This is a genomic window from Kitasatospora kazusensis (assembly GCF_039529945.1).
Classification (GTDB): domain Bacteria; phylum Actinomycetota; class Actinomycetes; order Streptomycetales; family Streptomycetaceae; genus Kitasatospora; species Kitasatospora kazusensis.
The window spans coordinates 1-17,831 of the sequence record NZ_BAAANT010000019.1 but is presented as its reverse complement, the minus strand read 5'-3'; the positions used below and the strand labels follow the sequence as shown (position 1 = coordinate 17,831).

Below are 17,831 nucleotides of genomic sequence, written 5' to 3'. Positions count from 1 at the left end.
CCTATGGTCGGAGTGTGGACGCGATATTCAAGGCCCTTGCTGATCCGACTCGCCGCAGTCTGCTGGACGAGCTGTTCCGCCAGGACGGGCAGACGCTCAGCGCACTCGAACATCGCTTCGCCATCACACGGTTCGCCGTCATGAAACACCTCAAGCAGCTTGAGGAGGCCGGCCTGGTCGTCACCCGGAGGCAGGGCAGGGAGAAACTCCACTTCCTGAACCCCGTCCCCATCCGGCTCGTCCACGACCGGTGGGTGAGCAAGTACACGGGACCATGGGCCGCTGCGCTCAGCGACCTGAAGAGCCGACTGGAGACTCCGATGCAGAAGGTCTTCGAGATCTACATCCGCACCACCCCCGAGCGCCTCTGGGAGGCGATCACCGACCGTGAGATCCGGAGCAAGTACAACTTCGGAGCCGAGGTGACCTCGGACTGGACACCGGGATCGCGCTTCGAGATGAGCCACCCGAAGGCTCCGGAGCTCCTCGGCGAAGGCGAGATCCTTGAGGTCGACCCGCCGCGCCGGCTCGTCCAGAGCATGGTCGCGCTCTGGAGCGACGCGGTGAAGAGCGAGGGCACCTCCCGGGTCACCTGGGAGATCGAGCCGGTCGGCGACTCCTGCCGCCTCACCGTGACCCACGACCACCTGCGCGAGGGCGCGAACGACGAGCTCTACGGCGGTTGGCCGATGATCCTCTCCGGTCTCAAGACCTGGCTGGAGACGGGCGAACTGCTCACCACCCCGGGATCGCTGCGCTACAGCTGACCAGACCAACGCCGGCCTACCCGAGAGACATCGACTCCGCCATCCACTCGGCCGGCACCACAGCCGATCACCCGGCCACAGACTCCGTCCTCGACCCGAATGCCGGCCCGGATGCCGGCTCAGGCGCCCCTGCCGTGATGAGCAGGTCGGCATCACGCCGCAGGACGGTGTGACCGACCCGCTCCAGCAGCGCAGCCAGCACCGGCGGCAGCTCAGCAGTGGCACGGCCGTACTGCTGCTGATACCGATGGCCGACTGCCTGACAGGTCTGCCCTACGCCCGGACGCCAGCTGACGACCACACCCTGAGGCCGATGGCCGACGTGCAATCCGGCCTCGCCCGGCGAGGCGAGGCCGAACCCCGCCCGTTCCACCGCCCTGCACACCTCGTCGAAGAGCTCCCGGTGATCAACCATCTCCGCAACCTATCGAGTGGCACTGACAATCACCGGCCATCGCCACGCACGCCCTGACCAAACCAGCCAGCAGGCGTACAACGCCGGACCGTCCGCCCGCTCAGCTGACACCCGCCGACCTGAACCTGAAGAGGTGCCCATGGTGGATCGCCCGGTCACAGAGCAAGCGCAGGAAGCGCAGGATGCCCAAGACGCACAGGACGCACGAGAGCTGTACGCACGCGTCACCGCCGAGCTCGCCCCCGCCGCCGCGCACAACCAGCTGGTCGAGCTGGTCGAGTCAGGCTCCGCGCCGGTCGAGGCACTGCGACGGATCGCCGGCGAGGAGTACCGGATCATCCGCAGCGATCGTCGCAGCTTCGCACTGATGGCAGCCCGCTTCGCCGATCCGGCGCCCACCGGCGAGCTGTTCCTCGGCCTCGCCCAGGGCGAGGGCCAGGCCCTGCCCCTGCTCCTCGACTACGCCACCGCGCTCGGCCTCGACCCGGCGGCCCTGGACAGCTACGAACCACGCGCAGCCGCACAGGCCTACCCGCACCACCTCGCCTGGCTGGCCCAGTTCGGGTCCCGGAGCGAGATCATGTTGGCTCTGCTGGCCAACTTCGGCTTCTGGGGCGGCTACTGCGCCCGGATCGCCGCCGCCCTGCCCCGGCACTACGGGCTCACCGAGGCGGACGCCGCCTTCTTCACCTTCTTCGCCGACCTGCCCCCCGGTTTCGAGCAGACCGCACTCTCCACCCTCCAGCACGGCCTCGACGCCGGCGAGGACCCGGCGGCGGCTCTGCGGGCCGCCCGCATGATGCAGTCCTACGAAGCCGCCTTCTGGGACAGCGTCCTCTGAACTCCTGGCGCTGAGCCACCGCCCCTCCCGGCCCAGCCGCCGAGTCCCCACCACGTCGATCGGGCTGCCGGCTTCCTACGGCCGGCCACGCCACATGGGTCAGATGGTTGCCGCCAGCCGAGTGCCCTGGTCGATGGCGCGCTTCGCGTCGAGTTCGGCTGCCAGGTCGGCACCGCCGATGAGATGCGGCGTGTGCCCGGCAGCGCACAACGCATCGTAGAGGTCACGCCGGGGTTCCTGCCCGGTGCACAGCACGACGGTGTCGACGTCGAGGACCTGGCGTTGGCCGCCGACGGTCAGGTGCAGGCCCTGGTCGTCGATCTGGTGGTAGGTGGCTCCGGCCGTCATCGTGACACCCCGGTGCTTGAGCTCGGTGCGGTGGATCCACCCGGTGGTCTTGCCCAGTCCGGCGCCGAGCCGGGTGGGCTTGCGCTGCAACAGGTGGACGGTACGAGGCGGCGTGCCGCGCACCGGCTCGCGGAGCCCGCCGGGCGAGCGGTGCTCCGGGTCGATTCCCCACTGCTCGAAGAAGACCTCGGGGTTCAGGCTCGCCTCGCCGCCCGGGTCGGTCAGGTACTCCGCGACGTCGAAGCCGATACCCCCGGCGCCGAGGATCGCGACCTTCTCCCCCACCTCCGCCTTGCCCCCGAGCACGTCCAGGTAGCTGACCACGCTGCGGTGGTCGACCCCGGGTATCTCGGGGATGCGGGGCGTCACACCGGTCGCCAGGACCAGTTCGTCGAAGCCCTCGGCGGCCAGCCCCTCGACGGTGGCGTCGGTGCCCAGCCGGAGGTCGACGTTCTGCACCGCGAGCTGGTGGCGGTAGTAGCGGAGCGTCTCGTTGAACTCCTCCTTGCCCGGCACCTGGCGGGCGATGTTCAACTGCCCGCCCACCTCGGCGGCCCGGTCGTAGAGGGTCACCGCGTGGCCGCGCTCGGCGGCGGTCACCGCGAAGGCCAGCCCTGCGGGTCCGGCCCCGACCACGCCGACCCGCTTGCGGCGGCGGGTCGGTGAGAGCACCAACTCGGTCTCGTGGCAGGCCCTCGGGTTGACCAGGCAGGAGGTGATCTTGCCGCTGAAGGTGTGGTCGAGACAGGCCTGGTTGCAGCCGATACAGGTGTTGATGGCGACGGCCCGGCCCTCGCCGGCCTTGCTGACGAACTCCGGGTCGGCGAGCAGCGGGCGGGCCAGCGAGACCAGGTCCGCGTGGCCGTCGGCGAGCAGCTGCTCCGCGAGCTCCGGGGTGTTGATGCGGTTGCTGGTCACCAGCGGGATGCCGATCGCGCCCATCAGCCGCTTGGTCACCCAGGTGAACGCGCCGCGCGGCACGGAGGTGGCGATGGTGGGGATGCGTGCCTCGTGCCAGCCGATGCCGGTGTTGATGATCGTCGCACCGGCCGCCTCGACCTCCTGGGCGAGGGTGACCACCTCGGCCGCCGTGGAGCCGCCCGGGACGAGGTCGAGCATGGAGAGCCGGTAGATCAGGATGAAGTCCGTCCCGACGCGCTCACGCACCCGGCGGACGATCTCGACCGGGAAGCGGATCCGGTTCCGGTACTCGCCGCCCCAGCGGTCCTCGCGCAGGTTGGTGGGGGCGGCGATGAACTCGTTGATCAGGTAACCCTCGGAGCCCATGATCTCGACGCCGTCGTAGCCCGCCAGTTTGGCCAGCTCGGCCGCGCGCACGAAGTCCTCGACGGTCTGCTCGACCTCGTCCGCCGTCAGCGCGTGCGGGGTGAAGGGGCTGATCGGCGCCTTGACCGCGCTCGGCGCCACCAGGTCCTCGTGGTAGGCGTACCGGCCGAAGTGCAGGATCTGCATCGCGATCTTGCTGCCCTCGCGGTGGACGGCGGCGGTCACGGTCGTGTGCTGCTCGGCCTCCGCTTCGGTGGTCAGCTTGGCGCCGCCGGCCCAGGGCCGCCCGCGTTCGTTGGGGGCGATCCCGCCGGTGACCATCAGGCCCACGCCGCCGCGCGCGCGGGTCGCGTAGAACTCCGCCATCCGCTCGAAGCCGCCCGGGGCCTCTTCGAGGCCGACGTGCATCGAGCCCATCAGGACGCGGTTGGGCAGCGTCGTGAACCCCAGGTCGAGCGGGCTCAGCAGGTGGGGGTAGTCGGTCATCCGGTGCCTCCTCGCGCACGGTAGTCGCCACAAGGTAGGCCGCCGAAGGGGCTCTATGCAACAAGTTGCATAGGAGGGAGAGCAAGATCGCACGCCCTCGCCCCCCGACCACCCCCAGCCCCCCCCGGCGCCCGTCGGCAGTCAGCGGGCCGGGTCGGGCGCGGTGCGCTCCCAGGGACGGCGGCGCTCGATCTCCGCCGCCAGCGCCAGCAGGCGCTGCTCGCCGCCGGGTGGCGCGACCAACTGCACCGACAGTGGGAATTCCTGGTAGGAGATGGGGTGTTCGCCACCGGGCAGCACGAGTGCGGGCCACCCGGCGAGGTTCCAGGGGTGACTGAAGGGGGCATACCGGATGTTGGACAGCATGTTCGCCGTCCAACTGCGGGCGTGCCAGGTTTCGGCGGGCGGCGGCGTGCGGGCCAGGGCCGGGGTCACCAGCACGTCGTGCTCGGCGAAGAACCGCTCCAGGCGGCTCAGCCAACGGGTGCGCTGGCCGGGCCGGACGAGCCCGGCCCCGGCGACGGCGCGGCCGACGGCGGCGTGGCGCCGGGTGCGCGGGTTGAGCCGTGCCGGGTCGAGGTGCCGGGCGTCGGCGGCGGTCCCGGCCAGCCAGCGGGCGACCGAGGCCGCGCCCAGCCACGCCGGGTAGGGCGCCTCGGCCGGCAGCACCCGGTGCCCTGCGGCGGCGAGCACCCGGCCGGTGTCCCGCACGGCGAAGGCGTACGCGGGATCCACCGCGATACCGGGCGTCGGACAACGGGTGGACAGGGCTATCCGCAGCGGGCCGCTCTCGGTGTCGGCTTCACCGTCCGCGAGTCCCCAGTGGCCTGCCGCACCCGGGCCGCCGCCACCGTCCGGTCCGGCGGCCGGACCGCGGACGGCCGGCAGGCCCGCGAGCACGCTCAGCATCAGCCGGGCGTCCGCGGCGCAGGTCGCGATCGGCCCGTTCTCCGCCATCCCGAACCAGCCGTCCACACCGAAGTCGGCGGGCACCAGCCCCGTTCCGGGCTTCAGGCCCAGCACACCGCAGTCGGCCGACGGAATGCGGATCGACCCCATGCCGTCGTTGCCCAGCGCGATCGGCACCATCGCGGCCGCCACGGCGGCGGCGCTGCCACCGGAGGATCCGCCCGCGGTGCGCGAGAGGTCCCAGGGGCTGCGGGTGACACCGAAGACGCTGTCCGTCGTGCCGAACACGCAGAGCTCGGGGACGTTGGTGAGGCCGACGATCACGGCCCCGGCGGCCCGCAGCCGCCGTACGGTCTCGTGGTCGGCGGCGGCCGGTGACGCGGAGGTCGCGGCGGAGCCGTGCCGGGTCGCCTCGCCGGCGACCGGGAGGTTGTCCTTGATCGCGACGGGCACTCCGGCCAGCGGCAGCACGGCCAGGTCGGCGCGCTCGGCGAGCGCGTCGGCCTCGCCGAGGGCGCGCTCGGCCAGCACCTTGCGGAAGGCTCCGACCCGCGCGTCGACGTCCTTGATCCGGGCCAGGTGTTCCGCGACCACCTGACGGGGGGTCACCTTCCCGCTCCGGACCGCCTCGGCGATCTCCACCGCCCTGCGCCCGACCCATCCCGTCATCGCCGCCCCCTGCCCGGTGCCGGTCGCACCGTACCCAGCCACCGGAGCCCGGGCCCGGGCACCGGCGTCAACCTAGCCAGCCGGACACCCGGCGACAAGGCCCCGGCCGGACCGGCCACCCGCCGGGCCTGCCGCCGGAGGCCGGGCGTGCCGCCCGGCGAGCTACCCGCGAGTCACTTCCGGAACCCGCACCCGGCGGCCGCCCCACCCACCTGACGTGGGATGATCCGAGTTCCGTCCCCGGTGGCGGACCTCCGCCGAGCCGGCCGCGCCCTATCCCCCCGCGGCCGCCGGACCCCAGGAGAGGTCCGCCCTTGCGCACCCCAGCAGTCCCCGGCGGCGCTCTCTCCCTTCCCTCCCTCAGGAAGAACACCACCGTGCACGTCACCCTCATGTCCCCGCGCGCCCGCACCCGGTCCGCCCGTGCCGTCGCCGCCGTCGGAGCGGGCGGGCTGCTGCTGTCCGGCTGCGGCACCGGCAGCACCGTGTCGAGCGGCAACTACACCACCGCCTCGCTGCGCGCAAAGCTCCCGAAGGCCGTCCGGGCCGCCGGGGTTCTCAAGATCGGCTCGAACCTCAACTACGCGCCGGTCGACTTCAAGGACCAGAACTCCACCCCTGCCGGGATCGACCCGGAACTCGCCGCCGCCATCGGGGGCTACCTCGGCCTGCGGGTCCAGTTCGTCGACATGCCGTTCGACAAGCTCATCCCGGCGGTCCAGGCGAAGCAGATCGACCTGGCGATGTCGGCCGTCATCGACACCCAGCAGCGCCAGAACGGCACCGACGACAACGGCAGGCGGTCCAACCCCGGCGTCGACTTCATCGACTACCTCATCACCGGCACCTCGATCCTGGTGAAGGCCGGCAACCCGCTCGGCATCGGCTCGCTGGACGACATCTGCGGCCACACCGTCGCCGTCCAGCGGGGCACCATCCAGGACGAGATCGCCCAGCGCCAGACCGCCGCCTGCCAGAAGACGTCCAAGGGGTTGCGGATCGACGAGTTGGACGCCGACGGGCAGGCGTTGGCGGAGGTCGCCTCGGGCGCCGCGGCGGCCGATCTGAACGACTACCCGGTCGCCGCGTACAACACCCAGTCCGGGAACGGCGGCGGGCAGTTCCAACTGACCGGCGGCCAGCTGGAACCCGGCCCGTACGGGATCACGCTCAACAAGGCCGACTCGGCCCTGCGCGACGTGCTCGCCAAGGCGCTGGACCAGCTGATCCACGACGGTGACTACGGCAAGATCCTCACCAAGTGGAACGTCTCCCCCGGCGCCGTCCAGGGCGCGGTGGTCAACGGCGGCCTCTGATCACTCGGGCCGGACCCGTTACGAGCGGGTCCGGCGGGGCGGGAGCGGCAGACGTGCGCGCCACGTCCGCCGCTCCCGCCCGCTCCACCCCGGGACGGCCGTCGGGAGAACCCGGATCCCCCCGACGGCTCGCTGGTCAGTGCCGCGAAGGGTCCGGGTGGCCGGCCGCGAAGTCGTGCGGGGCCTCCCCGCCGCCCTTGGCGGTGTCCAGCACACCGAGCAGACCGCTCGCGCTCACGAGGCCCGCAGTACCCGGCAGGTCGGCACCCCGGTGCACCGAAGCCGCGTGCGCGCTGGGCGCGGTGAGGGAGGCCACCACACCGGCGGCGAGGGACGCGACGGCGAGCATGCTTCGCTTCTTCATGGTCTGCTCAACGCCCGAACGGGCCGAAGGACACGGCTCGACCGCCGCCCGTCCACCCGTCCCCGCCGCCGGACCGCGTCGGCGGTCACTCGCCGCCGACGGATTCCAGCCGGACCAGCTCCTCCGGCGAGAGCCGCAGCGCACCGGCGGCCACGTTGGCCGCCAGGTGCTCCGGGTTGCCGGTACCCGGGATGGCCAGCACGTGCGGCCCGCGCTGCAAGGTCCAGGCCAGCCGGATCTGTGCGGGCGAGGCGCCGTGGGCCCGGGCGACGGCGAGCACCTCGTCGTTCTCCGCGTCGGCCACGCCCGTCTCGCCCGCCTTCCCGGCGATGGCGAAGAACGGTACGAACGCGATACCCGCCTCGCCGCAGATGCGCAGCAGATCGTCGCTGCCCGCCTTGCGGGAGCCGATGCCGTACCGGTTCTGCACGCAGACCACCGGTGCGACGGCCCGGGCCTCCGCGAGCTGCTCCGCGGTGACGTTGGAGAGCCCCAGGTGGCGGATGAGACCGGCTTCGCGCAACTCCGCCAGCGCACCGAAGCGTTCGGCGACCGAGGCGGTGCCCTGGACGCGGAGGTTCACCACGTCGAGGTGGTCCCGGCCGAGCTGACGCAGGTTCTCCTCCACCCGGCCGCGCAGTTGGTCCGGTGTGGCCGCGTCCATCCACTGCCCCGAGGAGTCGCGGCCCGGCCCGACCTTGGTGACGATGACGAGATCGTCCGGGTAGGGGGCCAGTGCGCTGTTGATCAGCTCGTTGGCGGAGCGCAGCGGCGAGAAGTAGAAGGCGGCGGTGTCGATGTGGTTGACACCGAGCTCAACCGCGCGGCGCAGCACGGCGATTGCCCGGGCGCGGTCACTCGGGGCGGCGCCCTCGGCGAAGGCGGGACCGTTCTGCGTCAGGCGCATCGCGCCGAATCCGATCCGGTTGACCGTCAGGTCGCCGAGCCGCCAAGTGCCTGCGGCGGCTGCGGATATGGTCTCTGTGGTCATGTCGTGGGCCTTTCGAAGAGGGTACGACGAGCGGTGCGACGGACGGCCTGTGCCGTACTCAAGGACGTCCGGCAGGTGTGCGGCAGGGCCCGGGGCCACACCGCCGCCAACCTGATTGACGCGACATGGCTCCATGTGCTAACCTGGCCTCAGAAGGTGTTTGGATACTTTCAATTGACATGCGGGCAGGATAACGCCTGCCCTGATGACCTGTCCAGCCTTTTGATCACGCCTCGGCGACGTACTCCGCCGAGAAGGGCCCCACAGCCGACACCCCGACCGGCGCCGGTCCTCCGTTCCTCCCCGGCCGCTCGCGAGCGTGCCCGGGTGAACCGGAGGACCAGTGGCGCGGATTCCGCCGCAGCCGTCCCCCGAACGACGTCAGTGTGACTGCACGACGTGCACCGGATCACCGCCGAGACTGACGTACAGCGAGGTCCACCGCCTGTCGGCCTCGGTGGGCGGCTTGCCGTCGCAGTACGCCTTCGTGCCGTTCGCCGTGTAGAACTTCATCAGCTCCAACACGGACCGCGGGTCGGACGCCACTCCGCCGGTGTACCGCTTGTCCGGCGTCCCGGTCTGGTGCGCGAGGCAGGCCACGGCGGACGCCGAGGCCTGCGCGTCGAAGCTGGGGCTGCGCTCACCGGCCGGGTCACAGGCCACTGCGCACGGCAGGAGCAGCAGGGCGGGCGCGAGCCACCGCGCGGCGCGCCTCACAGCGCGGCCGGCAGGCTGCGGACCAGCAGACCGGTACCCACGACGAGGACGAGCAGCGCCGTCGACGCCGCCGTGTACGGGGCGATCCGGCGCAGCCGCCGCACCAGCGGGCCGTCGGCGGCCCCCGCGAAGCGGTCGCCCAGCCGGACGATCAGCAGTCCGACGGCCGTCAGCGTACCGGCCATGCCCAGCCCGTAGGCCAGCACCAGGGTCGCGCCGAACAGCGTGCGCCCCAGGGCCACCGCACCCAACAGGACGACCAGCGCCGAAGGGCTCGGCACCAGCCCCCCGGCGATGCCCAGACCGATCAGCCCGCCCTTCCCCAACGGCCGGGCGGGGTCGTGGTGATGGTGGTGGTGGGCACGGCCGAACAGCCCGTGCCGGTGCGAGTGGCCACGACCGGCCTCACTCCCCGGTTCCGGTCCGTCGTGCGGGTGCGCATGCCCGTGCCCGGCTCCGTGCAGGTGCCCGTTCCCGCGCACGTCATGTGAGTGACCCTCGGACGAGTGCCCTTCGTGCCCGTACCCGTGCTCCTGCGTCTGGTCGTGCCCGTGCCCGTCCGCATGCCCGTGCGCGTGCTCGAACCCGTGCCCCTGCGCGTGCTCGTGCTCGTGCCGGGGACCGCTCACCGCGCCCGCCGGGACGAGTTCGCGCTCCGTCATCACCGCCACCGCACCCGCCGGCTCGGCCGCCGGCCGCCCGCCGTCCGCGCGGAGCCGCCGCACGGCGCCGACCAGCAGCCCGCCGCCGACGGCGGCCACCAGTGCGCCGCTGACCACCCCGAGCCAGCCGAGGACTTGGTCGCCGGCCAGCGAGGAGAAGGCCGTCAGGCAGAGCCCCAGCACCAGGACTCCCGCCGTGTGCGTGACCGTCACCGTCGCGCCGACCGTGACCGCGTCCCGGGTGCGGCCGCGCCGACCGGCCAGGTAGGCCGCCATCACGGCCTTGCCGTGGCCGGGCAGCAGGGCGTGTCCGGCGCCGAGCACGATCGACAGCAGTACCGCGAGGAGGCCCACCGGCACGGTCAGCTGCCGGGCGCCGCCCAGTTCGACCACCTTGCGGTTGAGGGCCGCGACCCACCCGGCGGGTCCGCCGGCCGAGATCCCGGAGCCCGGACCCGACGCCCACGAGGTGCCGGAGGCCGGGCCGCCGCCCGTACCGGAGCCCGAACCGGCACCCTGCGCCGCGGTGAACCGGGCCCGGGTCACACCCCGCGGGCTGTCCAGCAGATCCTTCGGGTAGTCGGTCAGTTGGCCGGAAACCGACGTTTCCGGCACGTCGGAGTGGTCCAGCCGGACGCCGTCGTCGCCCCGGGCGGTGATCTCGTTCCAGCCCACCCTGGTCGGGTCGATCCCGGTCGACACCTCGAAGGGAGTGCCGGCCGAGGCGATCCGTACCGGAGCCTCCAGCGCGCACTCCAGCCGGCTGGTCCGCAGGCCCGCCGCGCCGTCCCGGTACTCGAAGCGCTGCGTGCGGACCGTCCAGGACACCGCCGCACCTGCCGCCGTCACGGCGAGGCGGTGTGCGGCCTGCGCGCACTGCGCGGTGGCCCAGGCGGCCCGCTCGGTGTCGTCCACCGTGCCGTTGCCGTCCAGGTCGGCCTGCGTCTGTTCCTGCAGGGCCGGGATCTCGGCGGTGTCGGTGACGGCCAGTGCCTCGACCCGGTCGGTGTGCAGCGTGAGGCCGACGTAGTGGTTGACGGAGAAGTTCCCGAGCGGATGCGCTGCGGCCCCGGGAGCGAGCGCGGTCAGCAGCCAGAGCGCCCCTGTGAGCGCCGCACCCGTGCGTGCAAGGGACTTGAGAGCTGTCACGCACTTCCTCCGACCGGTGAGGGGCCTGCCGCGTCCCGCAGGCGGGCAGGCGGAACGAGCGGCGCACCGCGTCCCTTCCGGGCGCCGCGAGCCAACGATCCACAGTGTTCGGGCACACCGGCGGCCGACCGCAACGTGTCGGCCGCCGTCCTCACCCGCCCGGCCCAAGGATTCAACCCACCAGTGCTGAATGCCCCAGCAGTTGTTCGAGTGCCAGATCGACGACGGTGCTGGTGTCCGGAGCCGGCCGGCTCGTCTCCGGCCGGCTGCCGCCGCCCGGGTGAAGCCGCTGGCCCGAGCGGGTGAGTCCACCAGTCCGGCCGTCGCGTGTACCCGAACTCTCCACGGGTTCCGGTCCACAGTGCCCAGAGCGGCCGATCGCCGGACCCATCCCGGGCAGACCATGCCCCCAACGGAAGCGAGCACCCCAGACGATGAAGGCCCCGCGCAGCAGCACCCGCTCCACCCGCCCCAGCTCCACCGCCCGCACCGCCGCAGTCCTGACCGTGATGAGCGTCGCGCTGGCCACCAGCGCCCTGGCCGGCCCGGGTGCCGGGATCAGCAGCGCCTCCAGCCACCGCGAGGCACCGCTGATCGCCGCCGACCCCCAGGTCGACAACACCGACCTGTACGCCTTCACCAGCCCCGACAAGCAGGACACCGTCACGCTCACCGCGAACTGGTTCCCGTTCCAGGAGCCCAACGGCGGCCCGAACTTCTTCCCGTGGGCCGACGGCGCGCACTACGACATCAACATCGACTCGCAGGGCACCGGCAACCCCGACCTGACCTACCGCTGGGTCTTCCACACCGAGGACCAGCGCGGCACCAACACCTTCCTGTACAACAACGGCGTCGTGAACAACCTCACCGACCCCACCCTGCTGTTCCACCAGTACTACACGCTGCAGGAGCTGCGGGTCGGCTGCGAGCCCAAGACGCTGGTCGAGCACGGCACCGCCGCGCCCTCGGACACCGGCAAGGCGTCCATGCCGAACTACGGCAAGCTGCGCGACCAGGCCACCGTCAAGCTCGCGAACGGCGGCCAGACCGTCGCCACCCAGGCCGCCGACCCGTTCTTCCTCGACCTGCGGGTCTTCGACCTCCTCTACGGCGGCAACCTCAAGGAGACCGGCCAGAACACCCTCGCCGGGTACAACGTCAACACCCTCTCCATCCAGGTCCCCAAGAGCGAGCTCGCCTTCAAGGGCGATGCGAAGCGCAACCCGGTCATCGGGGTGTGGAGCAGCACCGACAAGCAGACCCTGAAGCTGACCCCGGGCGAGGCGCACCCGGTGGGCGAGCACGTCCAGGTCTCCCGGCTGGGCAACCCGCTGGTCAACGAGGTGGTGGTGCCGGCCGGACTGAAGGACGCGTTCAACGCGATCCCGCCGTCCGAGGACCACAACCAGCCCGCCGTGGTCGCCAAGGTCCTGGACCCGGAGGTGCCGCACCTGGTGCAGGCCATCTACGGCATCCCGGCCCCGGCCACGCCGCGTACCGACCTCCAGGAGATCTTCCTCACCGGCATCGCCAAGGCCGCGAACGGTCCGCTCGCCGTGGACCTCAACTCCCAGCTGATGAACCAGGACGTCGACCCGGCCAACTTCGTGGCCGCCGAGGAGCTGCGCCTGAACATGTCCACCCCGGTCACCGCCAAGCCCGACCGGCTCGGCGTCCTGAACGGCGACTTCCAGGGCTACCCGAACGGCCGCCGCCTCACCGACGACGTGGTGGACATCGAGCTCCAGGCCCTCGAAGGCGCCACCCCGGGCCACCTGATCCCCGCGCTCGCCGCCGGCGACAAGGTCGACCACGCCGACAAGCCGTTCAGCGCGACCTTCCCGTACGTCGCACTGCCGTACGCCAAGGCGGTGAACCAGCCCAACTAGCGGCTCACGCGGGCGGGCGCACCGGCTCCACGGGGCGCCCGCTCCCGCGCGTACCACCCCACGACACCGAGGATCCCGATGCGCCGACTGCCCCTCCTGCTGACCACCGTCGCGCTCTGCGGCTGCCTCGTAGCCGTCGGCGCCCTGCGCGACGATGCGCCCCGCGGCACCCCGCCGCCGAACGGCACCCCCCGGCACGGCGCCGGGGCGCCGGGCGCGCCCGGCACGGTCGGGCAGGCCATCGCCACCGACCAGGCCCGGCTGCGCGAACGCCCCGAGGACGCCGAATCCTGGGCCGGGCTGGGCGCGCTGTACGTGGAGCAGGCCCGGTTGACCGCCGACCCGTCCTACTATCCGAAGGCCGACGAGGCGCTGCACCGCTCGCTGACGCTGGCGCCGCAGGGGAACGTGGACGCGCTGACCGGCCTCGGCACCCTGGCCAACGCCCGCCACCTGTTCGCCGAGGCCCGCGACCTCGCCCAGCAGGTGATCACCCTCTCCCCGCACCACTGGGCGGCGTACGCGGTGCTGGCCGACGCCCGCACCCAGCTCGGCGACGACCAGGGCGCGACCGAGGCCGTCCAGGGCCTGCTGGACCGCCGTCCCGGTACGGCCGCGTTCACCCGCGCCGCCTACGACCTGGAGCAGCACGGCCGCACCGCCGAGGCCCGGCAGGCGCTCCGGCAGGCGCTGGACGGCGCATTCGACCCGGCCGACCAGGCGTTCTGCCGGTACCAGCTGGCCGAGCTGGACCGGAACGCCGGACACCCCGACCAGGCCCTGACCGGGTACCGGCAGGCCCTGGCGGCGGACGCCTCCTACACCCCGGCGGTCGCCGGGCAGGCCCGGGCGGAGGCCGCACTCGGGCACACCGAGGACGCGCTGCGCGACTACGCCACCGCGATCGGGCGGATCCCGCTGCCCCAGTTCCTGCTGGAACTGGGCGAGCTGCAGGAGTCGCTGGGCCACACCGCCGAAGCCGGCCGACAGTACCGGTTGCTCACCGCCGAGCAGCGCCTGGCCGCCGCCAACGGCGTGGTGGACGACCTGTCGCTCGGCCAGTACGAGGCCGACCACGGCGATCCGGCGACGGCCGTCCGGCTGCTGCGCGGCGAGTGGCAACGGCGCCGGAACGCCCTGGTCGCCGACGCGCTGGCCTGGGCGCTGCACCGGCAGGGCGCGGACGAGGAGGCGGCCGGTCTCGCCGAGCAGGCGGAGAGCCACGGCTGGCACAACGCGCTGTTCTCCTACCACCGGGGCGAAATCGAGCGGGCCCTCGGGCGGACGGCCGACGCCCGTACCCACCTGGCCGAGGCGCTGAGCACGGACCCGTACTTCTCACCGCTCCAGGTACCGCACGCCCGGGCCGCGCTGGCCGCGCTCACGCCCTGACCTCCGTGCGGCCTCAGCAGTGACCAACCGGCGGCAGCACCGGCAGCAGCAGGGCGCCGGGGGCGCAAACCGGCCATTCTGCTCCTGATCCACCGCACGCCCTTCGTGTGCGACACAGACCGGGTTACGTTGTGATCCCGGCGGATTTGGTTGCCTGAGGCAACTGGAGCCCCGGGGCCCCGCCCCGGCCACCATCCCCACCCGGAGGTGCCCACCATGCTGGTGAGCGTCGATCAGGACCGCTGCTGCAGCTCAGGACAGTGCGTCCTGACCGCCCCCACCGTGTTCGACCAGAGCGACGAGGACGGGTACGTCCAGCTGCTCCAGGCGCGCCCCGGCCCGGCCCTGGCCGCCGAGGTCCGGCTCGCGGCCGCGCTCTGCCCCGGACGCGCCATCACCGTCAGCGAAGCCGTCGGCGACCCCGGTGCCGACACCGGTGCCGACACCGGATCCGGCAGCGTCGGCGAACCCGCCTGAGCCCACCCCACCCCCGCGCCCTCTCCCGCATCCCCGGAAGGAGCCCAGCGCCATGAGCACCAGCACGGACCCCGGCGCCGCCACCCCGCAGGCAACCACCCCCACCCCCGCCCCCGACTCCGCCCTCCTGCTGCCCGCCGAGGCCGACGGCTGCCCCTTCGACCCGCCCTCGGCCTACCGGCAGGCCGCCGACCGCAGCCCGGTCACCCGTACCCGGCTCTGGGACGGCTCCTCCTGCTGGCTGGTGACCGGCTACCAGGAGGTCCGTACCGTCCTCGCCGACCAGCGCTTCAGCGCCGACGGGCTGCGTCCGGGCTTCCCCTTCCTCAGTCCGGGCCGCCGCCAGCTGGCCACCAACACACCCGGGTTCATCCGGATGGACGACCCGGAGCACGCCCGGCTGCGCCGGATGCTGACCACCGAATTCCTGGTCAAGCGGGTCGAGGCGCTGCGCCCGGCGCTCCAGCGGATCGTCGACGACACCCTCGACCGGATGCTGGCCGCCGGCGGCCCGGTGGACCTGGTGACCGAGTTCGCACTGCCGATCCCGTCGCTGGCGATCTGCCTGCTGCTCGGCGTGCCCTACGAGGACCACGAGTTCTTCCAGCAGCAGAGCCGGATCCTGCTGGACACCCGCTCCCCCGGCCCGGCCGTGTCGGACGCCCAGCGGAGCCTGCTGTCCTACCTGGGCGATCTGGCCACGGCCAAACGCCGTGCGCCCACCGACGACATCCTCAGCCGGCTGGCCGTCCGCGACGACCTGGCCACCGAGGAGGCCGCCTCGATGGCCCTCCTCCTGCTGATCGCCGGTCACGAGACGACCGCCAACATGACGGCACTGTCGACGCTCGCGCTGCTCCGCAATCCCGCGCAGGCCGCCCGGCTGCGCGCCGCCGGGCCGGCCGAGGCGAAGGCGGCGGTCGAGGAACTGCTCCGCTACCTCACGATCGTCCAGGCCGGGCTGCCCCGGGTGGCCACCGAGGACCTGGAGCTCGGCGGCACGCCGATCCGGGCCGGCGACGGGCTGCTGTGCATGCTCTCCACCGCCAACCGGGACGAAAGCGTCTTCGCCGACGGCTCGGAGCTGGACCTCGACCGGGACGCCCGCCGGCACCTGGCCTTCGGCTTCGGCGTGCACCAGTGCCTCGGGCAGCCGCTGGCCCGGGCCGAACTCCAGATCGCGCTGCACACCCTCTTCACCCGGCTGCCGCAGCTGCGGCTCGCCGTGGACGAGGAGCAGCTGAGCTACCGGACCACCATGGTGGTGCACGGCGTGGACGCACTCCCCGTCAGCTGGTGACCGACTCCGGGGCGGGCAACCCGCCCGCCCCGGAAAACTCACCAGCCGCATAGTGGCCAGCGGAAACGGCCCGAGAGCACCACTCCCCACCGGTCCGACGCAACTCTCATCTCACAGATGAGATACAGTCACACCCGTGACCGACGACTACCTCCTGCGCATCGGCAAGCTCATCCGCGACGCCCGCCAGCACCGGGGCCTGACCCAGGCCCAGCTCGGCGAGGCCCTGGCCACCAGCCAGAGCGCCGTCAACCGGATCGAGCAGGGCAAGCAGAACATCAGCCTTGAGATGATCGCCCGGATCGGCGAGGCCCTGGACAGCGAGATCGTCTCGCTCGGCTACGCGGGCCCGATGCACCTCCGGGTCACCGGCGCCACCAAGCTGTCCGGCGCCATCGACGTCCGCACCAGCAAGAACGCCTGCGTCGCGCTGCTCTGCGCCTCCCTGCTGACCACCGGCCGCACCACGCTGCGCCAGGTCGCCCGGATCGAGGAGGTCTACCGCATCCTCGACGTCCTGGGCAGCATCGGCGTCAAGGTGCGCTGGCTCAACGACGGCCGCGACCTCGAACTCACCCCGCCCGCCACGCTCGACCTGGCCGCGATGGACGTGGCGGCCGCCCGCCGCACCCGCAGCGTGCTGATGTTCCTCGGCCCGCTGATGCACCGCACCGAGCACTTCACCATCCCGTACGCGGGCGGCTGCGAGCTCGGCACCCGTACCGTGCTGCCGCACCTCACCGCGCTGCGCCAGTTCGGCCTGGAGGTCGCCACCACCAGTGGCAGCTACCACGCCACCGCGACCCCCGGGGTCTCCCCGACCCGGCCGATCGTGCTGACCGAGCGCGGCGACACCGTGACCGAGAACGCCCTGCTGGCCGCCGCCCGGCACGACGGCGTGAGCGTCATCCGCAACGCCAGCCCCAACTACATGGTCCAGGACCTCTGCTTCTTCCTGGAGCAGCTCGGCGTGCGGATCGAGGGCATCGGGACGACCACGCTGACCGTCCACGGCCTGCCCGAGATCAGCTGTGACGTCGACTACGCGCCCGCCGAGGACCCGGTGGAGGCGATGAGCCTGCTGGCCGCCGCCGTCGCCACCTCCTCCGAGCTGACGATCCGCCGGGTCCCGGTGGAGTTCCTGGAGATCGAGCTCGCCACCCTGGAGCAGATGGGCCTGGACTACGACCGCACCCCCGAGTACCCGGCGGCGAACGGGCGCACCCGGCTGACCGACCTGACGGTCCGCCCGTCCAAGCTCACCGCCCCGACCGACAAGATCCACCCGATGCCGTTCCCCGGCATCAACATCGACAACATCCCGTTCTTCGCGGTGATCGCCGCCGCCGCCCACGGCACCACGCTGATCCACGACTGGGTCTACGACAACCGGGCCATCTACCTCACCGAACTCACCCGGCTCGGCGCCGACGTCAAGCTGCTCGACCCGCACCGGGTACTGGTCCAGGGCCCGACCCGCTGGCGCGCCTCCGAACTGATGTGCCCGCCGGCACTGCGCCCGGCCGTGGTCATCCTGCTCGCGATGCTCGCCGCCGAGGGCGTCTCGGTCCTGCGCAACGTGTACGTCATCAACCGCGGCTACGAGGACCTCGCCGAGCGCCTGAACTCGATCGGCGCCCGGATCGAGACCTTCCGCGACATCTGAGCAGTTCGACACCGTCCTCGAAGCCGTGAAGGCACTGCGGGCTCTCCTCGGCCGCCGATCCACCACGAGGCCCCCGGCGCCCAGCAGGCAGGTTCTAGCGATCCCCGCAACACCCTGGATTCAGGGAGTTGCGGGGATCGTGGATTTTGAGGGCTTGAAGGCGAGGTTCTTCGAGGCGTTGGA

General features: G+C 72.4%; 15 protein-coding genes. 8 read left to right on the top strand and 7 right to left on the bottom strand.

Annotated features, from left to right (window positions below; translation table 11 throughout):
• The first annotated feature begins 14 nt into the window (after window positions 1–14).
• Window positions 15–767, top strand: a complete 753-nt coding sequence (locus ABD330_RS17685; RefSeq protein ID WP_344466083.1) for an ArsR/SmtB family transcription factor — start codon at window positions 15–17, stop codon at window positions 765–767.
• A 67-nt stretch (window positions 768–834) separates the two neighbouring features.
• Here the strand turns inward: ABD330_RS17685 and ABD330_RS17680 are convergent, their stop codons facing one another.
• A complete protein-coding gene (locus ABD330_RS17680) occupies window positions 835–1,182 on the bottom strand; it encodes a hypothetical protein (RefSeq protein ID WP_344466081.1) in 348 nt (115 codons plus the stop codon).
• A gap of 139 nt (window positions 1,183–1,321) precedes the next feature.
• On the opposite strand from ABD330_RS17680, the gene ABD330_RS17675 reads away from it, so the two are divergent.
• Window positions 1,322–2,023 carry a thiaminase II/PqqC family protein gene (locus tag ABD330_RS17675; RefSeq protein WP_344466079.1) on the top strand — a complete coding sequence of 234 codons (702 nt, stop codon included), beginning with the start codon at window positions 1,322–1,324 and terminating at the stop codon, window positions 2,021–2,023.
• A gap of 99 nt (window positions 2,024–2,122) precedes the next feature.
• On the opposite strand, the gene ABD330_RS17670 is transcribed toward ABD330_RS17675, so the two are convergent.
• Together ABD330_RS17670 and ABD330_RS17665 are read right to left on the bottom strand one after the other, a co-directional pair.
• Entirely contained in the window at window positions 2,123–4,144 is a 2,022-nt protein-coding gene (locus ABD330_RS17670; protein WP_344466077.1) for an oxidoreductase, read from the bottom strand.
• Window positions 4,145–4,285: 141 nt separating this feature from the next.
• Window positions 4,286–5,722 carry an amidase gene (locus tag ABD330_RS17665; RefSeq protein WP_344466075.1) on the bottom strand — a complete coding sequence of 479 codons (1,437 nt, stop codon included), beginning with the start codon at window positions 5,720–5,722 and terminating at the stop codon, window positions 4,286–4,288.
• A 314-nt stretch (window positions 5,723–6,036) separates the two neighbouring features.
• Here ABD330_RS17665 and ABD330_RS17660 point away from each other — a divergent pair, with 314 nt between their 5' ends.
• Window positions 6,037–7,038 (top strand): ABC transporter substrate-binding protein, encoded by a 1,002-nt coding sequence (locus ABD330_RS17660; RefSeq protein WP_344466073.1) that lies wholly within the window; start codon window positions 6,037–6,039, stop codon window positions 7,036–7,038.
• Between the two features lie 136 nt (window positions 7,039–7,174).
• On the opposite strand, the gene ABD330_RS17655 is transcribed toward ABD330_RS17660, so the two are convergent.
• From ABD330_RS17655 to ABD330_RS17640, 4 genes are all read right to left on the bottom strand, one after another.
• On the bottom strand, window positions 7,175–7,402 hold the full coding sequence (locus tag ABD330_RS17655) for a hypothetical protein (RefSeq protein ID WP_344466071.1): 228 nt from the start codon (window positions 7,400–7,402) through the stop codon (window positions 7,175–7,177).
• Between the two features lie 85 nt (window positions 7,403–7,487).
• A complete protein-coding gene (locus tag ABD330_RS17650) occupies window positions 7,488–8,393 on the bottom strand; it encodes an oxidoreductase (RefSeq protein ID WP_344466069.1) in 906 nt (301 codons plus the stop codon).
• Window positions 8,394–8,774: 381 nt separating this feature from the next.
• A complete protein-coding gene (locus ABD330_RS17645) occupies window positions 8,775–9,110 on the bottom strand; it encodes a hypothetical protein (RefSeq protein ID WP_344466067.1) in 336 nt (111 codons plus the stop codon).
• Window positions 9,107–10,921 (bottom strand): HoxN/HupN/NixA family nickel/cobalt transporter, encoded by a 1,815-nt coding sequence (locus ABD330_RS17640; protein ID WP_344466065.1) that lies wholly within the window; start codon window positions 10,919–10,921, stop codon window positions 9,107–9,109. The genes ABD330_RS17645 and ABD330_RS17640 overlap by 4 nt, the downstream gene beginning before the upstream one ends.
• A 434-nt stretch (window positions 10,922–11,355) precedes the next feature.
• On the opposite strand from ABD330_RS17640, the gene ABD330_RS17635 reads away from it, so the two are divergent.
• The 5 genes from ABD330_RS17635 (at window position 11,356) to ABD330_RS17615 (ending at window position 17,648) form a co-directional block, all read left to right on the top strand.
• A complete protein-coding gene (locus ABD330_RS17635) occupies window positions 11,356–12,813 on the top strand; it encodes a DUF4331 domain-containing protein (RefSeq protein WP_344466063.1) in 1,458 nt (485 codons plus the stop codon).
• Window positions 12,814–12,891: 78 nt separating this feature from the next.
• Window positions 12,892–14,205 carry a tetratricopeptide repeat protein gene (locus ABD330_RS17630; RefSeq protein WP_344466061.1) on the top strand — a complete coding sequence of 438 codons (1,314 nt, stop codon included), beginning with the start codon at window positions 12,892–12,894 and terminating at the stop codon, window positions 14,203–14,205.
• A gap of 222 nt (window positions 14,206–14,427) precedes the next feature.
• Entirely contained in the window at window positions 14,428–14,682 is a 255-nt protein-coding gene (locus ABD330_RS17625) for a ferredoxin (RefSeq protein WP_344466059.1), read from the top strand.
• A 52-nt stretch (window positions 14,683–14,734) separates the two neighbouring features.
• Window positions 14,735–15,982 (top strand): cytochrome P450, encoded by a 1,248-nt coding sequence (locus ABD330_RS17620; protein WP_344466057.1) that lies wholly within the window; start codon window positions 14,735–14,737, stop codon window positions 15,980–15,982.
• A gap of 136 nt (window positions 15,983–16,118) precedes the next feature.
• A complete protein-coding gene (locus ABD330_RS17615; protein ID WP_344466056.1) occupies window positions 16,119–17,648 on the top strand; it encodes a helix-turn-helix domain-containing protein in 1,530 nt (509 codons plus the stop codon).
• Window positions 17,649–17,831: the final 183 nt, after the last annotated feature.